At 72.5% G+C, this 26,199-nt stretch carries 23 protein-coding genes; 11 read left to right on the forward strand and 12 right to left on the reverse strand.

The window, feature by feature from the left end; genetic code table 11:
- Window positions 1-160 precede the first annotated feature (160 nt).
- The 3 genes from galE to idi all read left to right on the forward strand — a co-directional run bounded on the left by galE (window position 161) and on the right by idi (window position 3,096).
- Window positions 161-1,147: a UDP-glucose 4-epimerase GalE gene (gene galE / locus ACZ7L0_RS01280; RefSeq protein WP_471240299.1), complete on the forward strand. Its 987-nt coding sequence runs from the start codon at window positions 161-163 to the stop codon at window positions 1,145-1,147.
- A gap of 166 nt (window positions 1,148-1,313) precedes the next feature.
- A complete protein-coding gene (locus ACZ7L0_RS01285) occupies window positions 1,314-2,255 on the forward strand; it encodes a cation diffusion facilitator family transporter (RefSeq protein WP_471240300.1) in 942 nt (313 codons plus the stop codon).
- 247 nt (window positions 2,256-2,502) lie between these two features.
- On the forward strand, window positions 2,503-3,096 hold the full coding sequence (gene idi, locus ACZ7L0_RS01290) for an isopentenyl-diphosphate Delta-isomerase (protein WP_471240301.1): 594 nt from the start codon (window positions 2,503-2,505) through the stop codon (window positions 3,094-3,096).
- A 6-nt stretch (window positions 3,097-3,102) separates the two neighbouring features.
- Here idi and ACZ7L0_RS01295 read toward each other — a convergent pair whose 3' ends face one another.
- The gene (locus ACZ7L0_RS01295; protein WP_471240961.1) at window positions 3,103-3,597 is read right to left on the reverse strand and encodes an ATP-binding protein; all 495 of its coding nucleotides are present in this window, start codon (window positions 3,595-3,597) and stop codon (window positions 3,103-3,105) included.
- Window positions 3,598-3,770: 173 nt separating this feature from the next.
- Window positions 3,771-4,337: an HdeD family acid-resistance protein gene (locus ACZ7L0_RS01300; RefSeq protein ID WP_471240302.1), complete on the reverse strand. Its 567-nt coding sequence runs from the start codon at window positions 4,335-4,337 to the stop codon at window positions 3,771-3,773.
- Between the two features lie 87 nt (window positions 4,338-4,424).
- Between ACZ7L0_RS01300 and ACZ7L0_RS01305 the strand changes: the two genes are divergently transcribed.
- The 4 genes from ACZ7L0_RS01305 (at window position 4,425) to ACZ7L0_RS01320 (ending at window position 8,558) form a co-directional block, all read left to right on the forward strand.
- A complete protein-coding gene (locus tag ACZ7L0_RS01305; RefSeq protein ID WP_471240303.1) occupies window positions 4,425-5,180 on the forward strand; it encodes an enoyl-CoA hydratase/isomerase family protein in 756 nt (251 codons plus the stop codon).
- Between the two features lie 81 nt (window positions 5,181-5,261).
- A complete protein-coding gene (locus ACZ7L0_RS01310; RefSeq protein ID WP_471240304.1) occupies window positions 5,262-5,393 on the forward strand; it encodes an LPFR motif small protein in 132 nt (43 codons plus the stop codon).
- A gap of 102 nt (window positions 5,394-5,495) precedes the next feature.
- Entirely contained in the window at window positions 5,496-7,871 is a 2,376-nt protein-coding gene (locus ACZ7L0_RS01315; protein ID WP_471240305.1) for a Tex family protein, read from the forward strand.
- 90 nt (window positions 7,872-7,961) lie between these two features.
- Window positions 7,962-8,558, forward strand: a complete 597-nt coding sequence (locus ACZ7L0_RS01320) for a DinB family protein (protein ID WP_471240306.1) — start codon at window positions 7,962-7,964, stop codon at window positions 8,556-8,558.
- Between the two features lie 173 nt (window positions 8,559-8,731).
- Here ACZ7L0_RS01320 and ACZ7L0_RS01325 read toward each other — a convergent pair whose 3' ends face one another.
- A complete protein-coding gene (locus tag ACZ7L0_RS01325) occupies window positions 8,732-10,372 on the reverse strand; it encodes an ABC-F family ATP-binding cassette domain-containing protein (RefSeq protein WP_471240307.1) in 1,641 nt (546 codons plus the stop codon).
- Window positions 10,372-11,442, reverse strand: coding sequence for an oxidoreductase (locus ACZ7L0_RS01330; RefSeq protein ID WP_471240308.1), 1,071 nt, complete (start codon window positions 11,440-11,442; stop codon window positions 10,372-10,374). Before ACZ7L0_RS01330 ends, ACZ7L0_RS01325 begins: the two co-directional genes overlap by 1 nt.
- A 66-nt stretch (window positions 11,443-11,508) precedes the next feature.
- Here ACZ7L0_RS01330 and ACZ7L0_RS01335 point away from each other — a divergent pair, with 66 nt between their 5' ends.
- On the forward strand, window positions 11,509-12,447 hold the full coding sequence (locus ACZ7L0_RS01335; RefSeq protein WP_471240309.1) for an FAD-dependent oxidoreductase: 939 nt from the start codon (window positions 11,509-11,511) through the stop codon (window positions 12,445-12,447).
- A gap of 18 nt (window positions 12,448-12,465) precedes the next feature.
- Here the strand turns inward: ACZ7L0_RS01335 and ACZ7L0_RS01340 are convergent, their stop codons facing one another.
- Entirely contained in the window at window positions 12,466-14,421 is a 1,956-nt protein-coding gene (locus ACZ7L0_RS01340) for a Xaa-Pro dipeptidyl-peptidase (RefSeq protein WP_471240310.1), read from the reverse strand.
- Between the two features lie 186 nt (window positions 14,422-14,607).
- Between ACZ7L0_RS01340 and ACZ7L0_RS01345 the strand changes: the two genes are divergently transcribed.
- The gene (locus tag ACZ7L0_RS01345) at window positions 14,608-16,101 is read left to right on the forward strand and encodes a M1 family metallopeptidase (protein ID WP_471240311.1); all 1,494 of its coding nucleotides are present in this window, start codon (window positions 14,608-14,610) and stop codon (window positions 16,099-16,101) included.
- 36 nt (window positions 16,102-16,137) lie between these two features.
- Here the strand turns inward: ACZ7L0_RS01345 and ACZ7L0_RS01350 are convergent, their stop codons facing one another.
- Together ACZ7L0_RS01350 and ACZ7L0_RS01355 are read right to left on the reverse strand one after the other, a co-directional pair.
- A complete protein-coding gene (locus tag ACZ7L0_RS01350) occupies window positions 16,138-17,055 on the reverse strand; it encodes a PfkB family carbohydrate kinase (RefSeq protein ID WP_471240312.1) in 918 nt (305 codons plus the stop codon).
- Window positions 17,056-17,165: 110 nt separating this feature from the next.
- Entirely contained in the window at window positions 17,166-18,632 is a 1,467-nt protein-coding gene (locus ACZ7L0_RS01355; protein WP_471240313.1) for an amino acid permease, read from the reverse strand.
- A 209-nt stretch (window positions 18,633-18,841) separates the two neighbouring features.
- Between ACZ7L0_RS01355 and ACZ7L0_RS01360 the strand changes: the two genes are divergently transcribed.
- Window positions 18,842-19,549: a MerR family transcriptional regulator gene (locus ACZ7L0_RS01360; RefSeq protein ID WP_471240314.1), complete on the forward strand. Its 708-nt coding sequence runs from the start codon at window positions 18,842-18,844 to the stop codon at window positions 19,547-19,549.
- Here the strand turns inward: ACZ7L0_RS01360 and ACZ7L0_RS01365 are convergent.
- The 4 genes from ACZ7L0_RS01365 to ACZ7L0_RS01380 form a co-directional block, all read right to left on the reverse strand.
- Window positions 19,535-21,718: a 3-hydroxyacyl-CoA dehydrogenase NAD-binding domain-containing protein gene (locus tag ACZ7L0_RS01365; RefSeq protein WP_471240315.1), complete on the reverse strand. Its 2,184-nt coding sequence runs from the start codon at window positions 21,716-21,718 to the stop codon at window positions 19,535-19,537. The genes ACZ7L0_RS01360 and ACZ7L0_RS01365 overlap by 15 nt on opposite strands.
- Before the next feature lie 62 nt (window positions 21,719-21,780).
- Window positions 21,781-22,995, reverse strand: coding sequence for an acetyl-CoA C-acetyltransferase (locus ACZ7L0_RS01370; RefSeq protein WP_471240316.1), 1,215 nt, complete (start codon window positions 22,993-22,995; stop codon window positions 21,781-21,783).
- 35 nt (window positions 22,996-23,030) lie between these two features.
- Window positions 23,031-24,185: a CaiB/BaiF CoA transferase family protein gene (locus ACZ7L0_RS01375; protein WP_471240317.1), complete on the reverse strand. Its 1,155-nt coding sequence runs from the start codon at window positions 24,183-24,185 to the stop codon at window positions 23,031-23,033.
- A 138-nt stretch (window positions 24,186-24,323) separates the two neighbouring features.
- Window positions 24,324-24,704 carry an MmcQ/YjbR family DNA-binding protein gene (locus tag ACZ7L0_RS01380; RefSeq protein ID WP_471240318.1) on the reverse strand — a complete coding sequence of 127 codons (381 nt, stop codon included), beginning with the start codon at window positions 24,702-24,704 and terminating at the stop codon, window positions 24,324-24,326.
- A 91-nt stretch (window positions 24,705-24,795) separates the two neighbouring features.
- On the opposite strand from ACZ7L0_RS01380, the gene ACZ7L0_RS01385 reads away from it, so the two are divergent.
- A complete protein-coding gene (locus ACZ7L0_RS01385; RefSeq protein WP_471240319.1) occupies window positions 24,796-25,974 on the forward strand; it encodes a saccharopine dehydrogenase family protein in 1,179 nt (392 codons plus the stop codon).
- Between the two features lie 18 nt (window positions 25,975-25,992).
- Here the strand turns inward: ACZ7L0_RS01385 and mmpA are convergent, their stop codons facing one another.
- Window positions 25,993-26,139, reverse strand: a complete 147-nt coding sequence (gene mmpA, locus ACZ7L0_RS01390) for a morphogenic membrane protein MmpA (RefSeq protein WP_471240320.1) — start codon at window positions 26,137-26,139, stop codon at window positions 25,993-25,995.
- Between the last annotated feature and the right edge of the window lie 60 nt (window positions 26,140-26,199).

Here is a 26,199-nt window from a genome sequence, read left to right on the forward strand (position 1 = left end):
GTTCACGGGCCGGTCGACGCGGTCTGCACCGGCCTTTGCCGCGATCATCATCGGGGATCCGGGGGCCGGCCCACAAACCGCGTCCCGCGCGCGACCCCGCGGGACCGGGCATCCGGGACATTGGGGATGGCCGCGGGGCGTCGGCATAGGGTGGGCGACCATGACGTGGCTGATCACCGGCGGGGCCGGATACATAGGGGCTCATGTGGCGCGGGCCATGACCGGCGCCGGGGAGCGCGTCGTCGCGCTGGACGACCTCTCGGCCGGGGTGCCCGCGCGGCTCCCGGCGGACGTACCGCTGGTCAAGGGCTGTGTGACGGACCGGGACCTGCTGGGGCGGGTCTTCGCCGAGCACGCGGTGACGGGCGTGGTCCACCTCGCGGCGCGCAAACAGGTCGCCGAGTCCGTGGCGCAGCCCACCCGCTACTACCGGGAGAACGTGGGCGGTCTCGCCACGCTCCTGGAGGCGGTCGCGGAGGCCGGGATCGAGCGCTTCCTGTTCTCCTCGTCGGCGGCCGTCTACGGCAACCCGGACGTGGAACTGATCACGGAGGACACCCCGTGCGCGCCAATGAACCCCTACGGCGAGACCAAACTCACCGGGGAGTGGCTGGTACGGGCGGCGGGGCGGACGCACGGCATCGCGACCGTCTGTCTGCGCTACTTCAACGTGGCGGGCGCCGCCGCGCCGGAACTGGCGGACACCGGCGTCTTCAACATCGTGCCCATGGTCTTCGACCGGCTCACCCGGGACGAGGCGCCGCGGATCTTCGGCGACGACTATCCGACGCCCGACGGCACCACTGTCCGTGACTACATCCACGTCGCAGACCTGGCCGAGGCGCATCTGGCGGCGGCCCGGCGGCTGGCCGAGGGGGACCTGACCGGCGATCTGACGGTGAACATCGGCCGGGGCGAGGGCGTCTCGGTGCGGGAGCTGGTCTCCGTCATCGGCGAGGTCACCGGGGACCGGCGTCCGCCCGTGGTCGAGGGCCGGCGCCCCGGGGACGCGCCGCGCGCGGTCGCCTCGGCCGAGCGGGCCGCCGAGACGCTGGGCTGGCGGGCCCGGCACGGAGTGCGCGCGATGGTGGAGTCGGCCTGGCAGGGCTGGCTGCTGCACCACGGCGCAGATCTCCACGGCCGGTGACGTGCACGGCCCGGCGACGTTCACGGCCGGCCGCGAAGGTCCCTGACCTGGGCATCGTTTCCGCAGGTCAGGTCACATGACAACGGTGTTCAATGCCGCGTTGCCGGGTACCCCCCGGCCGTAGTTGACTGGGCTCCCGGCGGACGACACAGGAGGGCTTCGCGTCATGGGGGCTGGGCACGATCACGGCCATGCGCACGCGCACGCGCCGGCCACCGGGACGGCCGCGGCGGCCTACCGCGGCAGGCTGCGCGTCGCGCTGTCGATCACGCTCGCCGTCATGGTGGTCGAGATCGTCGGCGGTCTGGTCGCCGACTCCCTCGCGCTCATCGCGGACGCGGCGCACATGGCCACGGACGCGCTGGGCCTGGGCATGGCGCTGCTCGCGATCCATTTCGCGAACCGTCCGCCGAGCACCAACCGCACCTTCGGCTACGCGCGCGCCGAGATCCTCGCCGCCCTGGCCAACTGCCTGCTGCTGCTCGGCGTCGGCGGCTACGTCCTGTACGAGGCGGTCCAGCGGTTCCTGACCCCCGCCGCCACCGAGGGCGGGCTGATGATCGTGTTCGGCGGGATCGGTCTGGTCGCGAACACGGTCTCGCTCACGCTGCTGATGCGGGGCCGGAAGGACAGCCTGAACGTGCGCGGCGCCTTCCTGGAGGTGGCCGCGGACGCGCTGGGCTCGGTGGCGGTGATCATCTCGGCGGCGGTGATCCTGGCCACCGGCTGGCAGGCCGCCGACCCGATCGCCTCGCTGGTCATCGGGCTGATGATCGTGCCGCGCACCGTCAAGCTGCTGCGCGAGACCCTGGACGTGCTGCTGGAGGCGGCTCCCAAGGACGTCGACATGGCCGAGGTGCGGGTCCACATCCTGGCCCTGGACGGTGTGGAGGACGTACACGACCTGCACGCCTGGACGATCACCTCCGGGCTGCCGGTGCTCTCCGCGCACGTGGTCGTCCGCTCCGACGTCCTGAACGCCATCGGCCACGAGAAGATGCTGCACGAGCTGCAGGGCTGCCTGGGCGACCACTTCGACGTGGTGCACTGCACCTTCCAGCTGGAGCCGAGCGGCCACGCGGAGCACGAGGCGCGGCTGTGCCACTGACGGCCCGTCCCTGAGGGTCGCCGCCGGTGGCGCGCGGCGCTCCCGCGTGCCTGTGTTCGAGGCACTCCTGAACGGTTCCGGGCCGTCCCCGCCGGGCACGATCACCTACCGGGTCCTCCTTCCGGCATCCGGCCGGGGCGACCGCGCCGCGCGCCGCGCGCGGGACATGCGGACGTGCCGGGAAGTGACGGGAGTGCCGGATTCGTACGGCAGACTTGGAGTGCGAAGACCGAGGCGAAGGATGGGTATGCCGATCACACCTGCCACCGCGACGCACAGTTCGTCGAACGGCACCGCAGACGCGATTTTGCTGGAACTGGTCGACGAGGACGGCGTGACGATCGGCACCGCGGAGAAGCTCGCCGCCCACCAGCCGCCGGGGCAGCTGCACCGCGCGTTCTCGGTGTTCCTCTTCGACGAGCGCGGTCGGCTGCTGCTCCAGCAGCGGGCGCTCGGCAAGTACCACTCCCCCGGCGTGTGGTCCAACACCTGCTGCGGCCACCCCTACCCCGGCGAGGCGCCCTTCACGGCGGCGGCCCGGCGGACGCACGAGGAGCTCGGAGTCTCCCCGTCGCTGCTGGCCGAGGCGGGCACCGTCCGCTACAACCACCCGGACCCGGCCTCGGGCCTGGTGGAGCAGGAGTACAACCACCTGTTCGTCGGCCTGGTGCAGACCCCGCCGGCGCCGGACCCGGAGGAGGTCGGCGCGACCGCCTTCGTGACCCCGGCGGAGTTGAAGGAGCGGCACGCGGCGGACACCTTCTCGTCCTGGTTCCTGACCGTGCTGGACGCCGCCCGCCCGGCGATCAGGGAGCTGACGGGCCCGTCCGCGGGCTGGTGAGGCGGCTCACCACGGCCGCCCGGGTTTGAGCGGCAGGGCGGCCCAGATCACCTTTCCTCCGCTCGCCGTGTGCTCCACGTCGACCACCCCGCCGGCCTCCCGGGTCACCTCGCGGACCAGGAGCAGCCCCCGGCCGCCGGTCCGGCCGTGGTCGGCCTCCAGGGCGGTCGGGCGGTAGGGGTGGTTGTCCTCCACCGACACCCGCACCCACTCGGCACCGACGGCGACCTCCACGGCGAGCGTGGGCGACAGCAGCGCCGCGTGCTTGACCGCGTTGGTGACCAGTTCGGAGACGATCAGCAACAGCCCGTCGACCAGGTCGTCCGGGATCGGGACGCCCTGGCGGTGGAGCAGGTCGCGCACGGCGCGCCGCGCCTGCGGGACCGAGGCGTCGACGGCGGGGGCGGTGAACCGCCACACTCCCTCGTACGGCAGCGGGACCGGCTCGAGCCGGTCGCCTCCCTCTGGGCGCGGGGCCGCCCCACGCCCGTGGTTCTCCATCGTCCGGTCGCCACCCTCGCGCTCGATTGTCACCACACGTCGAGTGTTGGTAACGAACCGCTCCGGCTCGCGGAACTGAACACAAGTCAGCGGATTTCGGCTGCTTTCTGACCGTTGCGCTCTGCGCACTGTCCGGGATTGACATGTTTCCCGGGCAGGTCCTGGGTCACGTCCTAGGTCACCATGCCGACGATGCGCCGTCCGCCGAAACCGGTGGCGAGCAGGCCGAGGCCGTCGAAGAGCAGCGCGAGCGAGAAGAAGCAGCCGATGACGTACTGGCTGCTGCTCGGCCAGGAGACGAGCACCAGGACGCCCAGCAGCAGGTCGAAGGCGCCCAGCAGCAGGGTCAGGCCGAACTGCGGGCCCCGGACCACCAGGCTGCCGACCAGCCGGAAGAGGCCGGCGGTGAGGAAGAGCAGAGCGGCGAACATGGTGAGCGCGTCGGCGGCCGCGTACGGCAGGCGGATGACGACCACGCCGGCGGCGATGTTCAGGGCGGCGACGATGACACCGACCCACAAGGCATTGGTACCGCGCGCCTGGACCGCGTGCGCCAGGCCCACCAGGCCGCCGATCAGCAGCAGCCAGCCGAACAGGATCATGGAGGTCAGGGTGGCGACGGCGGTGTAGACGAGACCGACCACCCCCGCGAGCACCAGAATGAGGCCGAGTACGGCGAGCAGGCCGAAGCCGCGGCGCATCCTGGCCGCCTTGCTCCGGGGTATGCGCTTCCTGGCCATCGGTGCCTCCTCGGTTCACTGTAATCTCCCGCTCCTCTTCCCGGCCTTCTTGATCGGCCGTTCGGCTCGGCCGATAGCATCCGGCGCATGGAGCCCCAGCTGCTGCACGGGATCACCGACTCGGTGGCCACCGTCGTCGTCCACCACCCCGCCAAGCGCAACGCCATGACGGCCGCCATGTGGCGGGCGCTGCCGCCGCTGCTGGACGCCCTGGCCGCCGATCCGGCCGTACGGGCGCTGGTGCTCACCGGCGAGGGCGGCACCTTCTGCGCCGGGGCCGACATCTCGACCCTGCGGGGCTCGCCGGAGGAGGCGCAGGGGCTCGCCGTGCGCGCCGAGGAGGCCCTCGCGGCGTTCCCGAAGCCGACGCTGGCGGCGGTCCGGGGCCACTGCGTGGGCGGCGGGGCGCAGCTCGCGGCCGCCTGCGACCTGCGGTTCGCCGAGGAGGGGTCGCTGTTCGGCGTGACGCCCGCGAAACTCGGCATCGTCTACCCGGCCTCGGCGACCCGGCGGCTGGTGTCGCTGGTGGGCCCGGCCACCGCCAAGTACCTGCTGTTCTCAGGCGAGTTGATCGACACGGACCGGGCGCTGCGCACGGGGTTCGTCGACGAGGTCCTGCCGGAGGGCGAACTCGGCAAACGGGTGGCGGAGTTCACCCGCGTCCTGGTCTCCCGCTCGCGGCTGACGCAGGCGGCGGCGAAGGAGTTCGCGGACGGCCGCACCGACCGCGACTCGTACTGGACCGGGCAGATGCGCGACAGCGGGGACACCGCGGAGGGGGTCGCCGCGTTCCTGGAGCGCCGGCCGCCGCGCTTCACCTGGAGCGTGCCCGCGTCGGGCTGACGGCCCACCGGCATGCTCCGGCGCAGGTGAGGTACCCGTGCCTTCCCGGCCGGAGCGGCCGGGAGTGGAAAGGAGCTGTCCGTGTTCCGTGCCATCGCAGACGTACTTCGGCAGATCGGCGGGGCGATCGCCACGGTGGTGACGCTGCCGTTCCGGGCTCTGGCCCGGCTCTTCGGCGGAGCCTCCGCCTCGACACGCGGCGGCAGGGCCTGACCCCCGGCCCCGGCTCGCGGGCGTTGCCGCCCTGATCCCCGGTTGCCGGTGCGACCTGCCACAATTGCCGCGCAACCCCAGTGGAGAAGGCGGTACGGGATCGTGACGACACCCGGGTCCCTCGAAGTAGGGTCCATCGAAGGCAGGATCGCCGAGGAACTCGGCGTACGGGAGCGGCAGGTGAAGGCCGCGGTGGAGCTGCTCGACGGCGGCTCCACGGTGCCCTTCATCGCCCGCTACCGCAAGGAAGCGACCGAGATGCTCGACGACGCGCAGCTGCGCACGATCGAGGAGCGGCTGCGCTATCTGCGGGAGCTGGAGGAGCGCCGGGCCGCGATCCTGGAGTCGGTGCGCGAGCAGGGCAAGCTCACCGGGGAACTGGAAGCCCGCATCCGGGGCGCCGAGACCAAGGCGCGCCTGGAGGACATCTACCTCCCCTACAAGCCCAAGCGGCGCACCAAGGCGCAGATCGCCCGCGAGGCGGGGCTCGAGCCGCTCGCCGAGGGGCTGCTCGGCGACCCGAGCGTGGCGCCGCCGGCGGCGGCCGCCGCCTTCGTCGACGCCGACAAGGGCGTCGCCGATCCGCAGGCCGCCCTCGACGGCGCCCGGGCGATCCTCACCGAGCGGTTCTCGGAGGACGCCGACCTGATCGGCGAGCTGCGCGAGCGGATGTGGGTGCGCGGGCGGCTGGCGGCGAAGGTGCGGGAGGGCAAGGAGGAGGCGGGCGCCAAGTTCGCCGACTACTTCGACTTCGCCGAACCGTTCACCGAGCTGCCCTCGCACCGCGTTCTCGCCATGCTGCGCGGCGAGAAGGAGGAGGTGCTCGACCTCGTCCTGGAGCCGGAGGAGGCGACGGAGGGGCCCTCGTCCTACGAGGGGATCGTGGCGCACCGGTTCGGGATCGCCGACCGGGGCCGCGCGGCCGACAAGTGGCTGCTGGACACGGTCCGCTGGGCCTGGCGCACCCGCATCCTCGTCCACCTCGGCATCGACCTGCGCCTGAGGCTGCGTACGGCCGCCGAGGACGAGGCGGTGAACGTGTTCGCGGCGAACCTGCGCGACCTGCTGCTGGCCGCCCCGGCCGGCACGCGCGCGACGCTGGGCCTGGACCCCGGCTTCCGTACGGGCGTGAAGGTCGCCGTGGTCGACGCGACCGGCAAGGTGGTGGCCACCGACGTGATCTACCCGCACGTCCCGGCCAACAAGTGGGACGAGGCCATCGCCAAGCTGGCCCGCCTGGCCAAGGAACACTCGGTCGAGCTGGTCGCGATCGGCAACGGCACGGCGTCCCGGGAGACCGACAAGCTCGCCGGGGAACTCATCGCGAAGCACCCGGAGTTGAACCTCACCAAGGTGATGGTGTCCGAGGCGGGCGCGTCCGTGTACTCGGCCTCCGCCTTCGCCTCCCAGGAACTGCCCGACATGGACGTGTCGCTGCGCGGCGCGGTCTCCATCGCCCGCCGCCTCCAGGACCCGCTTGCCGAGCTGGTGAAGATCGACCCGAAGTCCATCGGCGTCGGCCAGTACCAGCACGACCTGTCCGAGGTGAAGCTGTCGCGTTCGCTGGACGCGGTGGTCGAGGACTGTGTCAACGGCGTCGGCGTGGACGTCAACACGGCGTCCGCTCCGCTGCTCGCCCGGGTGTCCGGCATCACCTCCGGCCTCGCCGAGAACATCGTGGCGCACCGTGACGCCAACGGCCCGTTCACGTCCCGCTCGGCACTGAAGAAGGTGCCGCGGCTCGGCCCGAAGGCGTACGAGCAGTGCGCGGGCTTCCTCAGGATCCGCGGCGGCGACGACCCGCTGGACTCCTCCAGCGTGCACCCGGAGGCGTACCCGGTCGTGCGGCGCATGGTGAAGACGACCGGGCAGGAGGTGGCCTCGCTCATCGGCAACACCGGTGTGCTGCGGTCGCTGCGGCCGGCCGACTTCGTGGACGACACCTTCGGTCTGCCGACGGTCGGCGACATCCTCAGGGAGCTGGAGAAGCCCGGGCGCGACCCGCGGCCCGCCTTCAAGACGGCCACCTTCAAGGAAGGCGTGGAGAAGATCTCCGACCTGTCCTCCGGGATGGTCCTGGAGGGGGTCGTGACGAACGTGGCGGCCTTCGGGGCGTTCGTCGACGTCGGCGTCCACCAGGACGGCCTGGTGCACGTCTCCGCGATGTCGAAGACGTTCGTGAAGGACCCGCGGGACGTGGTCAAGCCCGGTGACATCGTCAAGGTGAAGGTCCTCGACGTGGACATCCCGCGCAAGCGGATCTCGCTGACGCTGCGCCTGGACGACGAGGCGGCGCCGCAGGAGCGGCAGCAGGGCGGCGAGCGGCGGCAGCGCGGCGGGCGCCCGCCGCAGCAGCGCCAGGGCCGCGGCGGCGGGGGTGGCGGCTCCCGTCAGGCTGCCCCGCCGCCGGCCAACAGCGCGATGGCCGACGCGCTGCGGCGCGCGGGGCTGGTCGACCCGAAGAAGGGACGGCGCTGAGCGAGGGGCCGGGCGCTTCGCGTGAAGCGCCCGGCCCCGCCCGGGAAACAAACCGGTGGACAGGGATCACCGGGCCGGGAGACTGGCGGGATGACCGGATCTGATCTCAAGGCCGACCTCCAGATCTATCTGCAGGACGCCCGCGACGCGCTGCTGTGGAAGCTGGAGGGCCTGTCGGAGTACGACGTCCGCCGCCCCATGACCCCCACCGGTACGAACCTGCTCGGGCTGGTCAAGCATCTGACCGGCGCGGAGGCGCTCTACTTCGGCGCGACGTTCGGGCGGCCCATCGACGGACCCGCACTGTGGTTCACCGGTGACGCCGAGCCGGACGCCGACCTGTGGGCGCGGCCCGAGGAGACGCGGGAGGAGATCGTCGACGGCTACCGGCGGGTGTGGGCCCACTCGGACGAGACGATCGCCGCACTCCCCCTGGACGCGGTCGGCCGCATCCCCGCAGGCCGCGGGAGCGGGGTGACCCTCCACCACGGCCTCGCGCACATGATCGCCGAGACCCAGCGGCACGCCGGGCACGCCGACATCGTGCGGGAGCTCGTCGACGGCGCGGTGGGGCAGCGCGAGGAGAGCCCCAACACGGCTCCCCGAAACGCCGTTTCCCGGCAGGAGCACGTCGACCGGGTGGAACGCGCGGCGAAGGAGGCGGAGGCCCGGTACGGGAAGGGCTAGGTCGTGTCCGCGAAGTCCCGTCGTCCGCCCGGAGGGCGGGCCCCGCGGCGGCTGGTGCGTGCTCTCGGCGTGCCGGGCGCAGGCCCTCGTACTGGATGTACTTGGGGCTTCGCCCGGTGCGGCGAGAGTGCGTGCCAGGCGTCGCGGGGCAGGCGGGACTTTGCGGACACGGCCTAGCGCTCGGTCACCTTGCCGTCCGCGACCTCCAGGCGGCGGGTGACCTGTACCGCGTCCAGCATGCGCCGGTCGTGGGTGACCAGGAGCAGGGTGCCCTCGTAGGAGTCGAGGGCCGACTCCAGTTGTTCGATGGCGGGCAGGTCGAGGTGGTTGGTCGGCTCGTCCAGGACCAGGAGGTTGACGCCCCGGCCCTGGAGCAGGGCCAGGGCGGCGCGGGTGCGTTCGCCCGGGGAGAGGGTCGCGGCCGGGCGCAGGACGTGGTCCGCCTTCAGGCCGAACTTGGCCAGCAGGGTACGGACCTCGGCCGGCTCGGTGTCGGGGACGGCCGCGCCGAAGGCGTCCAGCAGCGACTCCGGGCCGTGGAACAGCTTGCGGGCCTGGTCGACCTCGCCGACCAGGACGCCAGAGCCCAGCGCGGCTTGCCCCGAGTCCAGCGGGACGCGGCCGAGCAGAGCGCCGAGCAAGGTGGACTTGCCCGCGCCGTTGGCCCCGGTGACCGCGACCCGGTCCGCCCAGTCGATCTGCAGGGACACCGGGCCGAAGGTGAAGTCGCCACGCCGTACCTCCGCGTCCCGCAGGGTGGCCACGACCGCGCCGGAGCGCGGCGCCGCCGCGATCTCCATGCGCAGCTCCCACTCCTTGCGCGGCTCCTCGACGGTCTCCAGCCGCTCGATCATCCGCTGGGTCTGCCGGGCCTTCGCGGCCTGCTTCTCGCTGGCCTCGCTGCGGAACTTGCGGCCGATCTTGTCGTTGTCGTTGCCCGCCTTGCGGCGCGCGTTCTTCACGCCCTTGTCCATCCAGGAGCGCTGCGTCTGCGCACGGTCCTGGAGGGCCGCCTTCTTGTCGGCGTACTCCTCGTAGTCGTCCCGGGCGTGCCGGCGGGCCACCTCGCGCTCCTCCAGGTAGGCCTCGTAGCCGCCGCCGTAGAGGTTGATCCGCCCCTGGGCGAGGTCGAGTTCGAGGACCTTGGTGACCGTGCGGGTGAGGAACTCGCGGTCGTGGCTGACGACGACGGTGCCGGCGCGCAGGCCGGAGACGAAGCGTTCGAGGCGCTCCAGTCCGTCCAGGTCCAGGTCGTTGGTGGGCTCGTCGAGCAGGAAGACGTCGTAGCGGGAGAGCAGGAGCGAGGCGAGGCCCGCGCGGGCCGCCTGGCCGCCGGAGAGGGAGGTCATCGGCTGGTCCAGGTCCACGGCCAGGCCGAGGGAGTCGGCGACCTCCTCGGCCCGCTCCTCCAGGTCCGCGCCGCCGAGGCCGAGCCAGCGCTCCAGGCTCGCCGCGTAGGCGTCGTCGGCGCCGGGCGCGCTCTCGACCAGCGCCTCGGTGGCCTCGTCCATCGCCCGCTGGGCCTCGGCGACGCCGGTGCGGCGGGCCAGGAACTCCCGCACCGTCTCTCCGGGCCGGCGTTCCGGCTCCTGCGGGAGATGGCCCACGGTCGCCGTCGGCGGGGAGAGCCGCAGCTCCCCCTCCTCCGGCGCCGCCAGCCCGGCGAGCATTCTGAGCAGCGTGGACTTGCCCGCGCCGTTGGCACCGACCAGCCCGATCACGTCCCCGGGGGCCACGACGAGGTCCAGGCCGGAGAAGAGCGAGCGGTCGCCGTGGCCGGCGGCGAGGTTCTTGGCGACGAGGGTGGCAGTCATCAGGACGCCGATCCTAGTGTCCTCCCGCTGTCCCGCGCGCCCGGTCTCGCCCGGGTCACGGCCTTGACCAGCACGCTTCCGGGGGCCCGCGCCACCAGGAAGGACTGCCCCTTGACGGCCCAGGCGTCCAGGGCGATGCGGTGCCGGCCCGGTTCCAGATGGCCGTCGAAGACCTCCCGGGTGTGGGTGCGGTAGAGCCGGTCGAGCCGGTACGCGGTGAGCCGGACCCGGCAGGAGGAGGTGACCTCGACGCCCGCCGCGCCGTCGGCGGCGACGAGGTCGGTGAGGCGGCGCTGGTCCACGGGGCAGCGGTCCAGGGCGTGTTCGATCTGGGCGACGAGGAGCGGAATGATCGGCGCCAGTCCGTCGACGTAGGCGACGTCGACCCCGGCTCGGGCGAAGGAACGGCGCACCGCGGCCCGTTCCGGCTCGCCGATCGCCCGTCCGAAGGCGACGGCACCGTAGTGACGCAGTTCCTCGGCGGGTACGTCCTCGGTGTCGCGGGTGATGTCGGCGCCGATGCCGATGGTGCGCAGGGCGGCGGCGAGCTTGGCGAGTACGGCGACGCGGGCGCCGATCAGCAGGACGCGGCGACCGGGCGCGGGAGGGGTGCCGGCGAGCAGGGCGCCGAGGGCCGCGCGGTACTCCGGGCCGTGGAAGCGGAACGGACCGATGCCGTGGTAGCCGTTCAGTTCCAGGTCGGCGTACTCGTCCGTCTGCCAGGCGAAGTCCCGCCAGACGTAGTCGTCGCCGTCCCGTTCGATGACGGTGGTGACCGCGCCGCACCCCAGGGCCTCGCACTCGGGACAGCCGTAGATGACGTACCGGCCGCCGGGCAGCGGCGCCCCGGTCTCCAGCAGCAGGCCGCGGACCTGCGCGGTGAGGATCGCGGGCGGCACGTCGGAGGCGAGCGGGGAGACGGCGTCCAGGTCGGACAGCCGGAACAGCAGCGGACGGCCGTCGACGACGAAGTCCACGAAGTCCCGGTGGATCTGGTAGCCGCCGTCGGCGAGGACACCGCCGGCGCGTGTCGCCGGTGCCAGGCCGAAGGTCGCGTGTGCGGCAGACATGCCGTGAGTATTCCCAGCGCGGGACGGATCTGAGCGCGGCATGACACATTCCGCTACGGTCGCGGCATGGAGCGTGGGGTGGACGACGAGGTGATCGTGGTCGGCGGCGGTGTGATCGGGCTGACGACCGCCGTACTGCTGGCCGAACAGGGCCGACGGGTGCGCGTGTGGGCGCGGGAGACCGCCGAACGCTCGACCTCGGCGGTCGCGGGCGCGCTGTGGTGGCCGTACCGCATCGAGCCCGAGCCGCTCGTCGGGGCGTGGGCGCTGGAGTCCCTGGCGGTGTACGAGGAGTTGGCGCAGCGCCCCGAGGAGACCGGCGTACGCATGGTCGACGGCGTGCACGACGGGGCCCGGCTGGACGAGCTGGGTCCGTGGGCGGCGCGGGTGCCCGGGCTGCGCGAGGACGCCCGGGGGCTGCGGGCCAGGCTGCCGCTGATCGACATGCCGGCCCATCTGCGGTGGCTGCGGGAGCGGTTGCTGAAGGCGGGAGGGGTGGTGGAGGAGCGGGAGGTGACGGATCTGGCCGCGGTGCCCGCCCCGGTCGTCGTCAACTGCACCGGCCTCGGCGCCCGTTCACTCGTCCCCGATCCGGCGGTGCGTCCGGTGCGTGGGCAGCTGGTGGTCGTGGAGAACCCGGGGATCACGACATGGCTGACCCGCGTCGATCACTCCTCGGCCGTCTCGACGTATGTCTTTCCGCAGCCGGGCGGGCTGGTGCTGGGCGGTACGGCCGAGGAGGACGCCTGGTCCTTGGAGCCGGATTCGGCGGTGGCGGAGGCGATCGTCGCGCGGTGCGCGGCCGTCCGGCCGGAGATCGCCGGGGCGCGGGTGCTGGCGCACCGGGTGGGGCTGCGTCCGGCCCGGGACGCGGTACGGCTGGAGCGGCGGCTGCTGCCCGACGGGCGCGTGCTGGTGCACAACTACGGGCACGGCGGGGCCGGGGTCACCGTGGCGTGGGGCTGCGCGCGTCAGGCGGCCGGGCTGGCGTGCCCGGCCGCCTGAGCCGTTCGGCCGAGCCGGTCAGCCGGCGGGGACGCGCTGGACGGTGCGCGGTGCCCGCACGCCGTCCAGGGTCGTGGCCTCGGGTGCGGCAAAGGTGCCGCCCGAGGTGGCGCGGGTGAACGCGGCGGCGCCGCCGACCAGGGGCACCTTGGCCGAGGTACGGGCCAGGTCCAGCGTGAGCGTCGGCGTGGTGGACGGCGGGTCGATGAGGTCCTTGTCCGTGCCCGCGACGATCAGCGCCAGGCGGTGGCCCTTGGGGACGACGTGGTCGGTGGCCGCGAGGTCGAGCGTGATGGTGTACGCCTTGCCCGGGGTGAGCGGGGCGCCCTTCAGGTCGGAGGCGTGGTTGCCGAGGTCGGCCCAGCCGCGGCTGAAGACCGTGTAGTCGACGGACGCCGTCTTCGCCCGCGTCGCCTTGAAGCAGGCTCTGTCCCCTGTGGTGCTCTCGCCCCAGCAGGTGCGGTTCGTGAGGGTGGTGATGCCCTCGGCGGCGTCGGCGTAGTCGCGGATGGTGTCGGGGCCGAGGTCGACGAGGACGGCGGACAGGTGGGCCGTCGAGGTGGTCGGGGTGGCGGTGACGGTCACCTTGGAGGAGCCGGACAGGCGCAGGTCACGGGTGAGCGGCTTGGTGACGAAACCGGCCTTCTCGGGTGTCGGCTCGGCGATCCGGGCGGCCCAGTCGGTCTCGCTCAGCCGCGGGTCGTCGGTGATGGTCTCGGCGCCGTCGCTCCCGCGCAGGCCGAGGGTGCCCACGCCGGCCTGACTGCCGGTGGCGGGGCGCAGGGTGGTGGTCCGCGTGGTGCGCGGCGGCCAGACCTTCGAGGTGACCCACTGGTCGGGGTGGCGCTCGATGTCGGCCATCGGCTCGCGGTCGACGCCGTTGGCGTAGCCGAGCAGTTCGTGGTCGAACCAGCGGTGCAGAGTGTCCACCCAGTCGGCGCGCCGGAAGTCGAAGGGGTCGACGTGGCCGGTCTGGGAGAGCCAGATCTTGCGCTCGACGCCGTTCTTGGCGAGCGCGTCCCACCACTGGCCGAAGTGCTTGGTGCGGACGTTGAGGTCCTGCAGTCCGTGGACGAGGAAGACGCTCGCGCGCACCTTCGCCGCGTCCTTGACGTAGTCGCGCTCGGTCCACAGGGAGGTCCAGTCGCCGGTGCGCGGGGCCCCGTCGGCGAGTTTTTGCTGGACGGCCGCACAGTGCGCGTGGGCGTCGTCGCTCTCCACCGCGTCGGACAGCCAGTCGGGGCCGGAGTCGTAGAGCGAGGCGCCCTTGGCGAAGTAGTAGTCGTACCAGGAGGAGATCGCGCTGATCGGGACGATGGTCTTCAGCCCCTTGACACCGGTGGCGGCGACGCCGTTGGCGATGGTGCCGTCCCAGCTCTTGCCGATCATGCCGGTGCGGCCGTTGGTCCAGGCCGCCTTGACGGTGGTGGTGCCGGTGCGGCTGGTGTAGGCCCTGGCGCGGCCGTTCAGCCAGTCGACGACGGCCTTCGCGGACTGGATGTCGCTGCGGCCGCCGATGTCGACGCAGCCGTCGGAGCGGTTGGTGCCGGCGAGGTCGACGCCGACGAAGGCGTAGCCGCGGGGCACGAAGTAGTTGTCGTAGAACAGCGGCATCTGCACGACGTGGCCGCTCGTGTCGTACGTCTTGCGCTGGCTCTCATTGCCGCGCCCGCAGCAGGAGTAGTACGGGCTGGCGTCCATGATGACGGGAACCTTGCGGCCCTGCCGGGCCGCCTCGCGGGGCCGGACGATGTCGGCGGCGACCCGGTCGTGCTTCCCGTCGCCGTCGCCGTCGAGGCCGGTGTCCACCCAGACGGACTCGCGGACGGCGTCGGCGTAGGAGTAGACCGGCCGGCTTTCCTTCGGGGCGGGGGCGGCCTGGGCCGCCGCGGGGGTGAGGAAGGCGGCCAGCAGGGCGGCGACGGCCGCGGTCGCGTACGTTCTCCAGATCGTGAAGCGCGTGCGTTTCGGCATGCGCGGACGGTACCCCGGTCAACTCCCGTACAGAAGAGTGCATATGAGTGGCCGTCGGCTGGTGTTGTTGGGTTCATGACGGCCGAATGGCGATCGTGTGACAGCGGGTGCCGTGGACACGCCAGGGAGCACAGGGACTGAATAGGCTCCGAACAGACTTCGCGTCCCTGACGACTTGGAGCTGACGTGCACCGCAGAATCTTCGCCCCGGGCGCGCTCGCGGCGGCCTCCCTGCTGCTGGCGATCCCGGCATCGGCCGCGAGCTACGCACCCGGCGCGCCGGGCATCGGTGACCCCTACTACCCGTACTACGGCAACGGCGGTTACGACGTCTCCCACTACGACCTGAGGCTGCGGTACCAGCCCGCGACGGACGAGCTGGAGGGCACGGCGACCATCCTGGCCCGGACCACTGAGGACCTGTCCGCCTTCGACCTGGACTTCCTGCTGGACGTGAGCGAGGTACGGGTCAACGGCGCGAAGGCCGCCTTCACCGCCTCCGGGCAGCACGAGCTGCAGATCACCCCGAAGACGCCGCTGGCCAAGGGCACGGCGGTCACCGTCGTGGTCCGCTACAGCGGGGTGCCGTCCACGAAGAGCGCGTACGGCGTCTCCACCTGGCACCGCACGCCCGACGGCGCGGTCGCGGCGGACGAGCCCGAGGCGGCCTGGTGGTGGTTCCCCAGCAACGACCACCCGTCGGACAAGGCCACCTACGACGTGTCGGTGGCCGTGCCGGACGGCACCCAGGCCATCTCCAACGGCACGCTGCAGTCGACGAGTTCGAGGCTCGGCTGGACCCGCTACAACTGGCGGGAGGACAAGCCGCAGGCGACGTACCTGGCCACGCTGGCCGTCGGGAAGTTCGACATCACGACCAGCACCTCCGAGGGCGGCGTGCCCGTCGTCAACGCCTACAGCAAGGACCTCGGCGCGGGCGACGGGGCGGCGCGGGCGAGCGTGGAGCGGACCGGGGAGCTGGTGGACTGGCTGAGCGGCTACTTCGGGCCGTATCCGTTCAGCTCGGCGGGCGGCTATGTGCCCAACACGACCACCGGGTACGCGCTGGAGACCCAGACCCGGGTGTACTACAGCCCGCGGCAGTTCGCGAACGGCTCCAACACCTCGGTGGTGGTGCACGAGCTGGCACACCAGTGGTACGGCGACGACGTGTCGCTGAAGGGCTGGAAGGACATCTGGATCAACGAGGGCTTCGCGCGGTACGCGCAGTGGCTGTGGTCCGAGCACGAGGGCGAGGGCACCACGCAGGAGCTGGCGGACTACGTGTACGCCTCGCACCCGGCCGACGACGCCTTCTGGACGGTCGAGCCCGGTGACCCCGGCCCGGACAACCAGTTCGGCACCGCCGTCTACGACCGGGGCGCCCTCGCCGTCCAGGCGCTGCGGGGCGAGGTCGGCGACGACGCCTTCTTCGCGATCCTCAAGGGCTGGCCCAAGGAGCACGCGTACGGCAACGCCTCGGTGGCCGACTTCCAGGAGTACGCCGAGCAGGTCTCCGGCAAGTCCCTCGCGGCGCTCTTCGACACCTGGCTGTTCAAGCCGTCGAAGCCGGCCGCGCCCGCGGCGCACACCTCGCCGGTCCTCAGGCCGGCGGCGGCTCCCGAACGGCCGAAGTCCTGGAAGAAGATCGAGGCGACGAACGACGTGCACGGGCACTGACGCCGTTTCGGCGAAGGGCTGGGGCAGCACTCCGGCTCAGCGCGCGGCGGCCTCCAGTTCGGCGACTCGGCCCAGGAGTTCGGCCGCGCCGATCGCGTCCGTCACCGTCGACGGCACCGTGCAGGCGTACGCCCCGGCCACGGCGCCGTACCGGGCGCAGCGCAGCGGGGGCTCGCCGGTGAGGCGGCCGAAGAGGAACGCGGCGGCGAAGGCGTCGCCCGCGCCGTTGGAGTCCACCACCGGCGCGGGCGGTGGCGCCGCCGGTATCCGGGTCGGCTCGCCGTTCGCCAGCAGGTACGCGCCCTCGGCCCCGGCGGTGGCGACGACCACCTCCGCCCGGCCCCGCTCGGCGATGCGCCGCATGGTCCGCTCCGGGTCGGCGAGGGCGGTCGCCGAGAGGAAGACCACGTCGGCCGTGTACGCGAACGGCTCGTGGTAGGGGTTCTCGCCGTCCCAGTCGTGCAGGTCGGTCGAGAGGGTGGCGCCGGTCTCGCGCAGCACGGGCAGCGCGTGGGCGCCCGGGTGGGTGAGGCTGACGTGGACGTGCCGGCTCGCCTCGGCCGGCAACCTCAGCAGCGGCTCGGGGAACCGGTCCTCGGGGCGGGCGCGGCTGGTGTCGTACAGGGAGAGCCGCCGCCCGTCCGGGCCGACGAGGTTGACGGCCCGCTTGGTGCCGGCGGGCTGCGGGAGCGCGGTGAGCGGGATGCCCCGCTCCTCGTGCAGGGCGCGGACCAGGTCGCCCTCCGGGTCGTCGCCGAGCAGGTCCACGTGGTGGGTGCGCAGGCCGAGGGCGGTCAGGCCCAGCGCGACGAAGTCGCCGGTCTGCCCGGCCCGGGTGCGGATGCCGGAGTCGATGGCGTAGCTGTCCGCGTACGGCAGGGGCAGCTCGGGGACGGGCACGATCGTGTCCACCCCCGCACCGCCCAGGACCAGTACGTCCGTCTCGCCGCTCATCCCGGCCCCTCCCCGTGGTCGTACACCGTCACGGTGGCGTCACCCCGGACATACAAGATCCCCGACCTGACGCCACCGTAGACGCCGCCACTGACAGTGGCGGTGACCTGCTACTTCGTGAGTTCGCCCAGCTCCCGCTCGGCGGTCCGCTCGACCCGGCGGCGGACGCCGAACCAGCCGCCGACCAGCAGCACGGCGATCACCGGGATGAGGAACAGGGTCTTGCGGCCGACCTCGGGGTCGTTCCACATCATGCCGAGGCAGGCCAGCAGGAAGGCGATCGTGGTGATCTCGGTGACGGGGCTGAACGGCAGCCGGAAGTGCGGCCGGGTGAGCTCGCCCGCCCGGGCGCGCCGGACGAAGACCAGGTGGCAGACCATGATGATCACCCAGGTGCTGATGATGCCGAGGGAGGCGACGTTCAGCACGATCTCGAAGGCCTGGCTCGGCATGAGGTAGTTCAGCACGACACCGGCCACGCACACCGCGCAGGTCAGCAGGATGCCGCCGTAGGGGACCTGGCTGCGGTTCATGCGGGCGGTGAACTTCGGAGCCGAGCCGGCCATCGCCATGGAGCGCAGGATGCGGCCGGTGGAGTACAGGCCGGAGTTCAGCGACGACATGGCGGCGGTGAGCACGACGAGGTTCATCACGTCGCCCGCGCCCGAGATGCCGATCTTCGACAGCACCGTCACGAAGGGGCTCTCGTCGGCGGAGTAGACCGAACCCGGCAGCAGCAGGGCGAGCAGGACGACCGAGCCGACGTAGAACAGGCCCACCCGCCACATGATCGAGTTCACCGCGCGCGGGACGACCTTCTCCGGCTCTGCGGTCTCGCCCGCGGCGACGCCGACCAGCTCCAGGGCGGCGTACGCGAAGATCACGCCCTGCATGACGAGGACGACCGGCATCAGGCCGTGCGGGAGGATGCCGCCGTTGTCCGTGATCACGCTCACGCCCGGGGTCTGGCCGTCGACGTCGTGCTGGGTGGCCAGCAGGAAGATGCCGACCAGCATGAAGGCGACGAGGGTGGCGACCTTGATGATCGCGAACCAGAACTCCATCTCGCCGAAGATCTTCACCGAGATCAGGTTCACGGCCAGTACCACCGCGAGGGCGATCAGGGCGAGCACCCACTGCGGGATGGACGTGAACATGCTCCAGTAGTGCGTGTACAGCGCGATCGCGGTGATGTCGGCGATCCCGGTGGTCGACCAGTTCAGGAAGTACATCCAGCCGGCGACGTAGGCGCCCTTCTCGCCGAGGAACTCGCGCGCGTACGACACGAACGAGCCGGACGAGGGCCGGTAGAGCACCAGCTCGCCCAGCGCCCGTACGACGAAGAAGGCGAAGACGCCGCAGACCAGGTAGGCCAGGGCGAGCGCCGGTCCGGCGTTGTGCAGGCGGCCGCCGGCGCCCAGGAAGAGTCCGGTTCCGATGGCGCCGCCGATGGCGATCATGTTGACGTGGCGGGCCTTGAGGTCCTTGCTGTAGCCGGCGTCGCCCGCGTCCGCGGGCGTTGTGGTCGCCCGGGGATGGGTGGCGACCTGTGCCGGATGCACGGCGTCCTTGCTCACGGGTGGTTCCACTCTCTGGTCGCCCGGGATTCGTGACCCGGGTGTCCGAATGTGTCTCGGCCCGCACCACCCTTGTGTCGCGGCACAGACCAAGGCAGCAGCTTCCCAGCAGGGTCACCCGATATGCGGTGTTCCACCTCACAGAGCGGCACTTCTCACAGGGTCACCACATGTTTCACAGCACTGGTGGGACAGCGATACTGCTGCACATGACGACCGACGCCGAGGAGCCGAACCTCACCATCGACGAGCTTGCCGCGCGGGCGGGCGTCACGGTCCGCACCGTCCGCTTCTACGGCAGCAGGGGCCTGCTGCCGCCGCCGGTGATCGGTCCGCGCCGGGTGGGGCACTACGGCCCGGGGCACCTGGCCCTGCTGGCCCTGATCGAGGAGCTGCAGCGCCAGGGCATGACGCTGGCCGCGATCGAGCGCTACCTGCGGCAGCTCCCGCCGGACCTCACCCCGCACGACCTTGCCATCCACCGTGCGGTGGTGGCCTCCTGGGCGCCGGACACGGTGGAGACGGTGTCGCGGCGCGAGCTGGAGCGGCGGGCGGGACGGCCGCTCGGCCAGGAGGACGTGGAGCGGCTGGCGGCGATGAACGTCGTCACCGCCGAGGACGGGGGCATGTTCCGGGTCGACGCCGGACTGCTCCGGCTCGGCGTCCAGTTGCTGGACGTACCGCTGTCCCAGGAGGCGATCCTCGCGGCGCGCAAGGTGCTCGTGGAGCACTCGCGCGCCGCGGCCCACGAACTCTCCCAGCTCTTCCGCGGCGAGGTGGCCGAGCGTGCCGCCCGGGACGTGAAGTCCCTGTCGGCGCACATGCACCCGCTGGTGGTGCAGGCGCTGCTGACCACGTTCCAGCGGTCGCTGCGGGAAGAGCTGGGCGAGTGGGTCACCCCGTCACGGACGGGCTGAGTCGGTGAACCGCTCCCCGTTCTCCGCCTTGCGCACCAGCAGCGCGGGCGGGGTGAACCGCTCGCCGTAGCGCTCGGCGAGCTCACGCGCGCGTGCCACGAAGCCCGGCAGCCCTCCCTCGTAGCCGTTGACGTACTGCAGCACGCCGCCCGTCCAGCCGGGGAAGCCGATGCCGAGGATCGAGCCGATGTTGGCGTCGGCCACGGAGGTCAGCACCCCCTCCTCCAGCAGGCGGACGGTGTCCAGCGCCTCGGCGAACAGCATGCGCTCCTGCATGTCGCGGAACGGGATCTCGGCGCCGTCCCGCGTGAAGTGCTCCCGCAGCCCCGGCCACAGCCCGGTGCGCCTGCCGTCCTCGCCGTACTCGTAGAAGCCCGCGCCACCGCTGCGGCCGGTGCGGCCGAACTCGTCGACCATGCGGTCGATGACCGTCTCGGCGGGGTGCGGCGTCCAGGTGCCGCCCGCCTCTTCGACGGCACGCTTCGACTCGCCCCGGATCTTGCGCGGCAGGGTGAGGGTCAGCTCGTCCATCAGGGACAGCACCTTGGCCGGGTAGCCGGCCTGCGCGGCGGCCTGCTCGACGGAGGCGGGCTCGATGCCCTCGCCGACCATCGCCACGCCCTCGTTGATGAAGTGGCCGATCACACGCGAGGTGAAGAACCCGCGGGAGTCGTTGACGACGATCGGCGTCTTGTTGATCTGCCGGACCAGGTCGAAGGCGCGCGCCAGTGCCTCGTCGCCGGTCCGCTCGCCCTTGATGATCTCCACCAGCGGCATCTTGTCGACGGGCGAGAAGAAGTGCAGGCCGATGAAGTCGCCCTGGCGTTCGACGCCCTCGGCGAGCGCGGTGATGGGCAGGGTGGAGGTGTTGGAGCACAGCAGCGCGTCCGGGGCGACGACGTGCTCGATCTCCTGGAACACCTTGTGCTTGAGCGCGGCGTCCTCGAAGACGGCCTCGATCACCGCGTCGCAGCCCGCGAGGTCCTGCGCGTCACCGGTGGGCGTGATGCGGGCCAGCAGCGCGTCCGCCTTCTCCTGGCTCGTACGGCCCTTGGCGACGGCCTTGGCGCACAGCTGCTCGGAGTAGGCCCTGCCCTTGACGGCCGCTTCGAGGGACACGTCCTTCAGGACGACGTCGATCCCCGCGCGGGCGCAGGAGTAGGCGATGCCCGCGCCCATCATCCCGGCGCCGAGGACGGCGACCTTGCGGACCGTGCGGGGCTCGACGCCCTTCGGGCGGTTGGCGCCGGAGTTGACGGCCTGGAGGTCGAAGAAGAACGCCTGGATCATGTTCTTCGAGATCTGGCCGGCGGCCAGTTCCACGAAGTAGCGGGCCTCGATGACCTGCGCGGTCTCGAAGTCGACCTGGGAGCCCTCGACGGCGGCGGCGAGGATCGCCCGCGGCGCCGGGTAGGGGGCGCCGTTCGTCTGCTTGCGCAGGGTGGCGGGGAAGGCGGGGAGGTTCGCCGCGAACTTCGGGTTGGCGGGGGTGCCGCCGGGGATCCGGTAGCCGGGCCTGTCCCAGGGCTGCCGGGACTCGGGGTTGGCGTCGATGAAGGCGCGGGCCTTGGCGAGCAGGTCCTCGCGGGTCTCGGCCACCTCGTGGACCAGACCGTTGTCCAGGGCGCGCCGGGGGCTGTACTGGGTGCCCTGGAGGAGGACCTTGAGCAGCGCGTCGGCGATGCCCAGCAGGCGGACCGCGCGGACCACGCCGCCGCCTCCGGGGAGCAGGCCCAGGGTGACCTCGGGGCAGCCGATCTTCGAGCCGGGCGCGTCCAGGGCGACGCGGTGGTGGCAGGCCAGGGCGATCTCGTACCCGCCGCCGAGGGCGGCGCCGTTGATCGCCGCGACGACCGGCTTGCCCAGGGTCTCGATGCGGCGCAGGTCCCGCTTGATGGCGAGGCCGCCCTCGAACAGCTCCTGGGCGGTCTCGGGGGTGACCCGGATGAGGTCGCGCAGGTCTCCGCCGGCGAAGAAGGTCTTCTTGGCCGAGGTGAAGACGATGCCGCGGATCGAGTCCTGCTCGGCCTCCAGGCGGTCGGCGATCACGGCGAGGGAGTCGCGGAACGCCTGGTTCATGGTGTTCGCGGACTGGCTCGGGTCGTCCAGGACGAGGGTGACGACGCCGGTGTCGTCCTGTTCCCAGCGGATGGTGGTGCTCTCGGTCATGACAGGGTCTCCGTAGAGGTCTTTGGATCCACGCAACCGGGTGGATCCGGGTTCCGCCGGGGTCAGATGCGTTCGACGATCGTCGCGATGCCCATGCCGCCGCCCACGCACAGCGTGGCGAGGCCGTAGCGCTTGTCCTGGCGCTCGAGTTCGTCGACGAGGGTGCCGAGGATCATCGCGCCGGTGGCGCCGAGCGGGTGGCCGAGGGCGATGGCGCCGCCGTTGACGTTGACCTTGTCCAGGGACAGGCCCATGTCCTTCACGAAGCGCAGCACGACCGCCGCGAAGGCCTCGTTGATCTCGACGAGGTCGATGTCGTCGATGGTCAGCCCGGCCTTGGCGAGCGCCTTGCGGGTGGCGGGGGCGGGTCCGGTGAGCATGATGGTGGGCTCGGAGCCGGAGACGGCGGCGGAGACGATCCGCGCGCGCGGGGTGAGGCCGTGGCGCTCGCCGACCTCCCGGGAGCCGATCGCGACCAGCGAGGCGCCGTCCACGATGCCGGAGGAGTTGCCCGCGTGGTGGACGTGGTCGATCTTCTCCACCCAGTGGTACTTCTGCAGGGCGACCGCGTCGAAGCCGCCCAGCTCGCCGATGTCGGCGAAGGAGGGCTTCAGTTTGGCCAGGGAGTCGGCGGTGGTGCCGGGGCGCGGGTGTTCGTCGTGGTCGAGGACGACCAGGCCGCTGCGGTCCCGGACGGGGACGACGGAGCGGTCGAAGCGCCCCTCCTTCCAGGCCGTGGCCGCCCGCTCCTGGGACAGTGCCGCGTACTCGTCGACGTCGCGCCGGGTGAAGCCCTCGATGGTGGCGATCAGGTCGGCGCCGATGCCCTGCGGCACGAAGTTGACGGCGAGGTTGGTCATCGGGTCGTTGAACCAGGCGCCGCCGTCCGAGGCCATCGGCACCCGGGACATCGACTCCACGCCACCCGCGAGGACGAGGTCCTCGAAGCCCGAACGGACCTTGGCGGCGGCCATGTTCACGGCTTCCAGGCCCGAGGCGCAGAAGCGGTTCTCCTGGACGCCCGCCACCGTGTCCGGCAGTCCGGCGGCGATCGCCGCGATCCGCGCGATGTCGGAGCCCTGGTCGCCGACGGGGCCGACGACGCCGAGGACGATGTCGTCGATCGCGGCCGGGTCCAGGCCGGGGAAGCGGTCGCGGAGCTCGTGGATGAGGCCGACGACCAGGTCGATGGGCTTGGTGCCGTGCAGGGCGCCGCCGGCCTTGCCGCGCCCGCGCGGGGTGCGGATCGCGTCGTACACGTACGCTTCGGTGCTCACTGGTATGCCTTTCGCGGGTGGTGGGCCGGGCGGGGTCAGTCGCCGTCCCGGGCGAGGTCGTCGTGGGGCGCGAGCGCGGGTATGTCCCAGTCCCGCGCCACCGCCGCCGCGCCGTCGCCCGGCCGGGCGGGGCCGGTGCGGACGGACGTGGGGGTGGCGGAGAACCGGGGCGCGGGCGCGGGCTGGGTGATGCCGCCGTGGTCGGTGAACGTCCCGCGGGCGGCGAGGTGCGGGTGGTGCGGGGCCTCGCGCAGCGACAGTACGGGCGCCACGCACGCGTCGGTGCCCTCGAAACGGGCCGTCCACTCGTCGCGGGTACGGGACTTGAAGCGGGCGGCGACGCGTTCGCGCAGTTCGCCCCAGCGGGTCCAGTCCTTGCGGGCCGGGGCCAGGTCCTGGAGGTCCAGCAGTGCGAGGAACTCCTCGTAGAACCGCTGCTCCAGGGCGCCGACCGCCATGTACCCGCCGTCGGCGGTCTCGTAGGTGCCGTAGTAGGGGCAGCCGCCGTCCAGCAGGTTGGCGCGGCGCCGGTCCTGCCAGCCGCCGGCGGCCAGCATGCCGTGGATCATGGTGGCGAGGTGGGCGGTGCCGTCCACGATGGCGGCGTCGACGACCTGGCCGGTGCCGGTGGCGCGCGCGTGGTGCAGGGCGGCGAGGACACCGACGACCAGGTAGAGCGAGCCGCCCGCGTAGTCGCCGAGCAGGTTGGCGGGGACGGCCGGGGGTCCGTCGGGATCGCCGATCATGCCGAGGACGCCGGTCGGGGCGATGTAGGCGATGTCGTGGCCGGCCCGGTCGGCGAGGGGGCCCTGCTGCCCCCAGCCGGTCATCCGGCCGTAGACCAGCGCCGGGTTGCGGGCGTGGCAGGCGTCGGGGCCGACGCCGAGGCGCTCGGCGACGCCTGGGCGGTAGCCCTCGATGAGGACGTCGGCCCGCTCGGCGAGGTCCAGGACGTGGGCGGGGCCGCCGTCCGACTTCAGGTCGACCAGCACCGAGCGCTTGTTGCGGTTGGTGATGTCGTACGCGGGGTCGACGGCGAGCGAGGTGCCGTCCGGGCGGTCCACCCGGACCACGTCCGCGCCCAGGTCGGCGAGGAGCATGGCGGCGAACGGGCCGGGCCCGATCCCGGCCAGCTCCACCACGCGCACGCCGGTGAGCGGACCCTGTCCTGGCGTCCCTGCCGTGGCCATGCCGCCCCCAGTCAATGTGACACAACTGCTGTAACACCGCTGATGCTAGAAACAGGTCGCACCGGGCACAAGACCTGGGCGAGCAAGCGCTTAGCCAAGGTACCCGGCGGGCGGCGCGCGGCCGGCCCGGCGCAGGGGTCAGCGCGCGTCGAGTTCGGCTATGAGGCGTTTGGGGGCTATCGCCCGGTAGCTCTCCTCGACCCAGTCGCACAGCAGCCCGGCGGCCGGGGCGCCCGGCTCGGCCGGCGGGATCCGCACCCAGCCGGACCGGCCGAGGTTGTACCCGGCGGGCTGGGCGCCCGGCACGGTCAGCGCGTGGGCGTGGGCCGGCTCGTCCTTGAGCTTGACCGTGACGCCGAGCGGGTGACTGCGGTCGGCGACGCCGAGGAAGACGAAGACCTTCGTGCCGACCTTGGCGAGGGCCTCGCCCCAGGGGAACTCCTCGGCCGCGCCGGGCAGCGCGAGGGCGAACTCGCGCACTTTCTCCCAGTTGCGCAGGGCGCTTTCGGGCACGGCCATCGGCTGCCTCCGGGCTGGTCGTCGGGCTCCGCACTCCTCACGCTAGCCTCAGCCACCGACAACGGCGCGGACTGCACGACCGAGGGGTGTCATGAGCAGGCTAAACAGGACGGACCGTCCCTACGACATCGTGCTCTTCGGGGCCACCGGCTTCGTGGGCACGCTCACCGCGCGATACCTCGCCGCGCACGCGCCCGAGGGCCTGCGCTGGGCGATCGCCGGCCGCAGCGAGCGCAGGCTGGCCGAACTGCGCGAGCGGCTGCCGGGCGGCGCCGAGGTGGGGGTGCTGCGGGCCGACGCGACCGACCCCGCCGCGGCTCGCCGGCTGGCCGAGCACGCGCGCGTGGTGGCCTCGACGGTGGGCCCGTACATCCGCTACGGCGAGCCGCTGGTCGCCGCCTGCGCGGACACGGGGACGGACTATCTCGACCTCACGGGGGAGCCGGAGTTCGTGGACCTGATGTACGTCCGGCACGACGCCCGCGCGCGGGAGACGGGCGCGCGGCTGGTGCACGCCTGCGGTTTCGACTCCGTGCCGCACGACCTGGGCGCGTACTTCACCGTCCGTCAGCTGCCTCAGGGCGTGCCGTTGACCGTGGACGGCTTCGTGAGGGCCGACGCGGCCTTCTCCGGCGGGACCCTCGCCTCGGCGCTGAACCAGTTCGCGCGCGGGCGGCAGATGCTGACCGCCGCGCGGGAGCGCGGCCGGCACGAACCGCGGCTGATCGAGCGCCGGGCCACGGCGCCCACGGGCGTGCCGCGGTTCGCCAAGGAGGTCGGCGCCTGGGCACTGCCGCTGCCGACCATCGACCCGCAGATCGTCCGCCGGTCGGCGAAGGCGCTCGACCGGTACGGCCCCGACTTCCGCTACCGGCACTACGCGGCGGTACGGCACCTGCCCGTCGCCCTCGGCGGGGTGGCGGCCGTCGGCGCGGTGGCCGCCGCGGCGCAACTCGCGCCCGCCCGGCGCTGGCTGTCCGGCCGGCTCCAGCCCGGCGACGGGCCGAGCGCCGAGAAGCGGGCGAAGAGCTGGTTCTCGGTCCGCTTCGTCGGCGAGGGCGGCGGCCGGCGCGTCTTCACGGAGGTCTCGGGCGGCGACCCCGGCTACGACGAGACCGCAAAGATGTTCGCCGAGGCGGCCCTGTCCCTGGCCTTCGACGACCTGCCGCCCACGGCCGGCCAGGTCACGACGGCGACGGCGATGGGCGAGGCGCTGGAGGAACGGCTCCGGCGGGCGGGCATCACCTTCCGGGTGGCGGCGTCTTTCTGAGCCCTTGACGGGGCATGGTCACGCCGACCATTCGAGCACGGTGTACAGCATGCCGCCGATCCAGCCGATCCCCGCCAGCACGGCGAGGACGAGAGCGGCCGTCACGGCGCGTTCGACGGGCCGGCCGGGGTCGGCCAGGGGCTTCGCGGAGCGGTGTGTCGTCATGCGGCACAGCCTGCCTCCGGGCCCCGGCGGCCACATCCGTACGCGTACTCAGACGCCGTA

Source organism: Streptomyces sp. NPDC039424 (assembly GCF_055639495.1).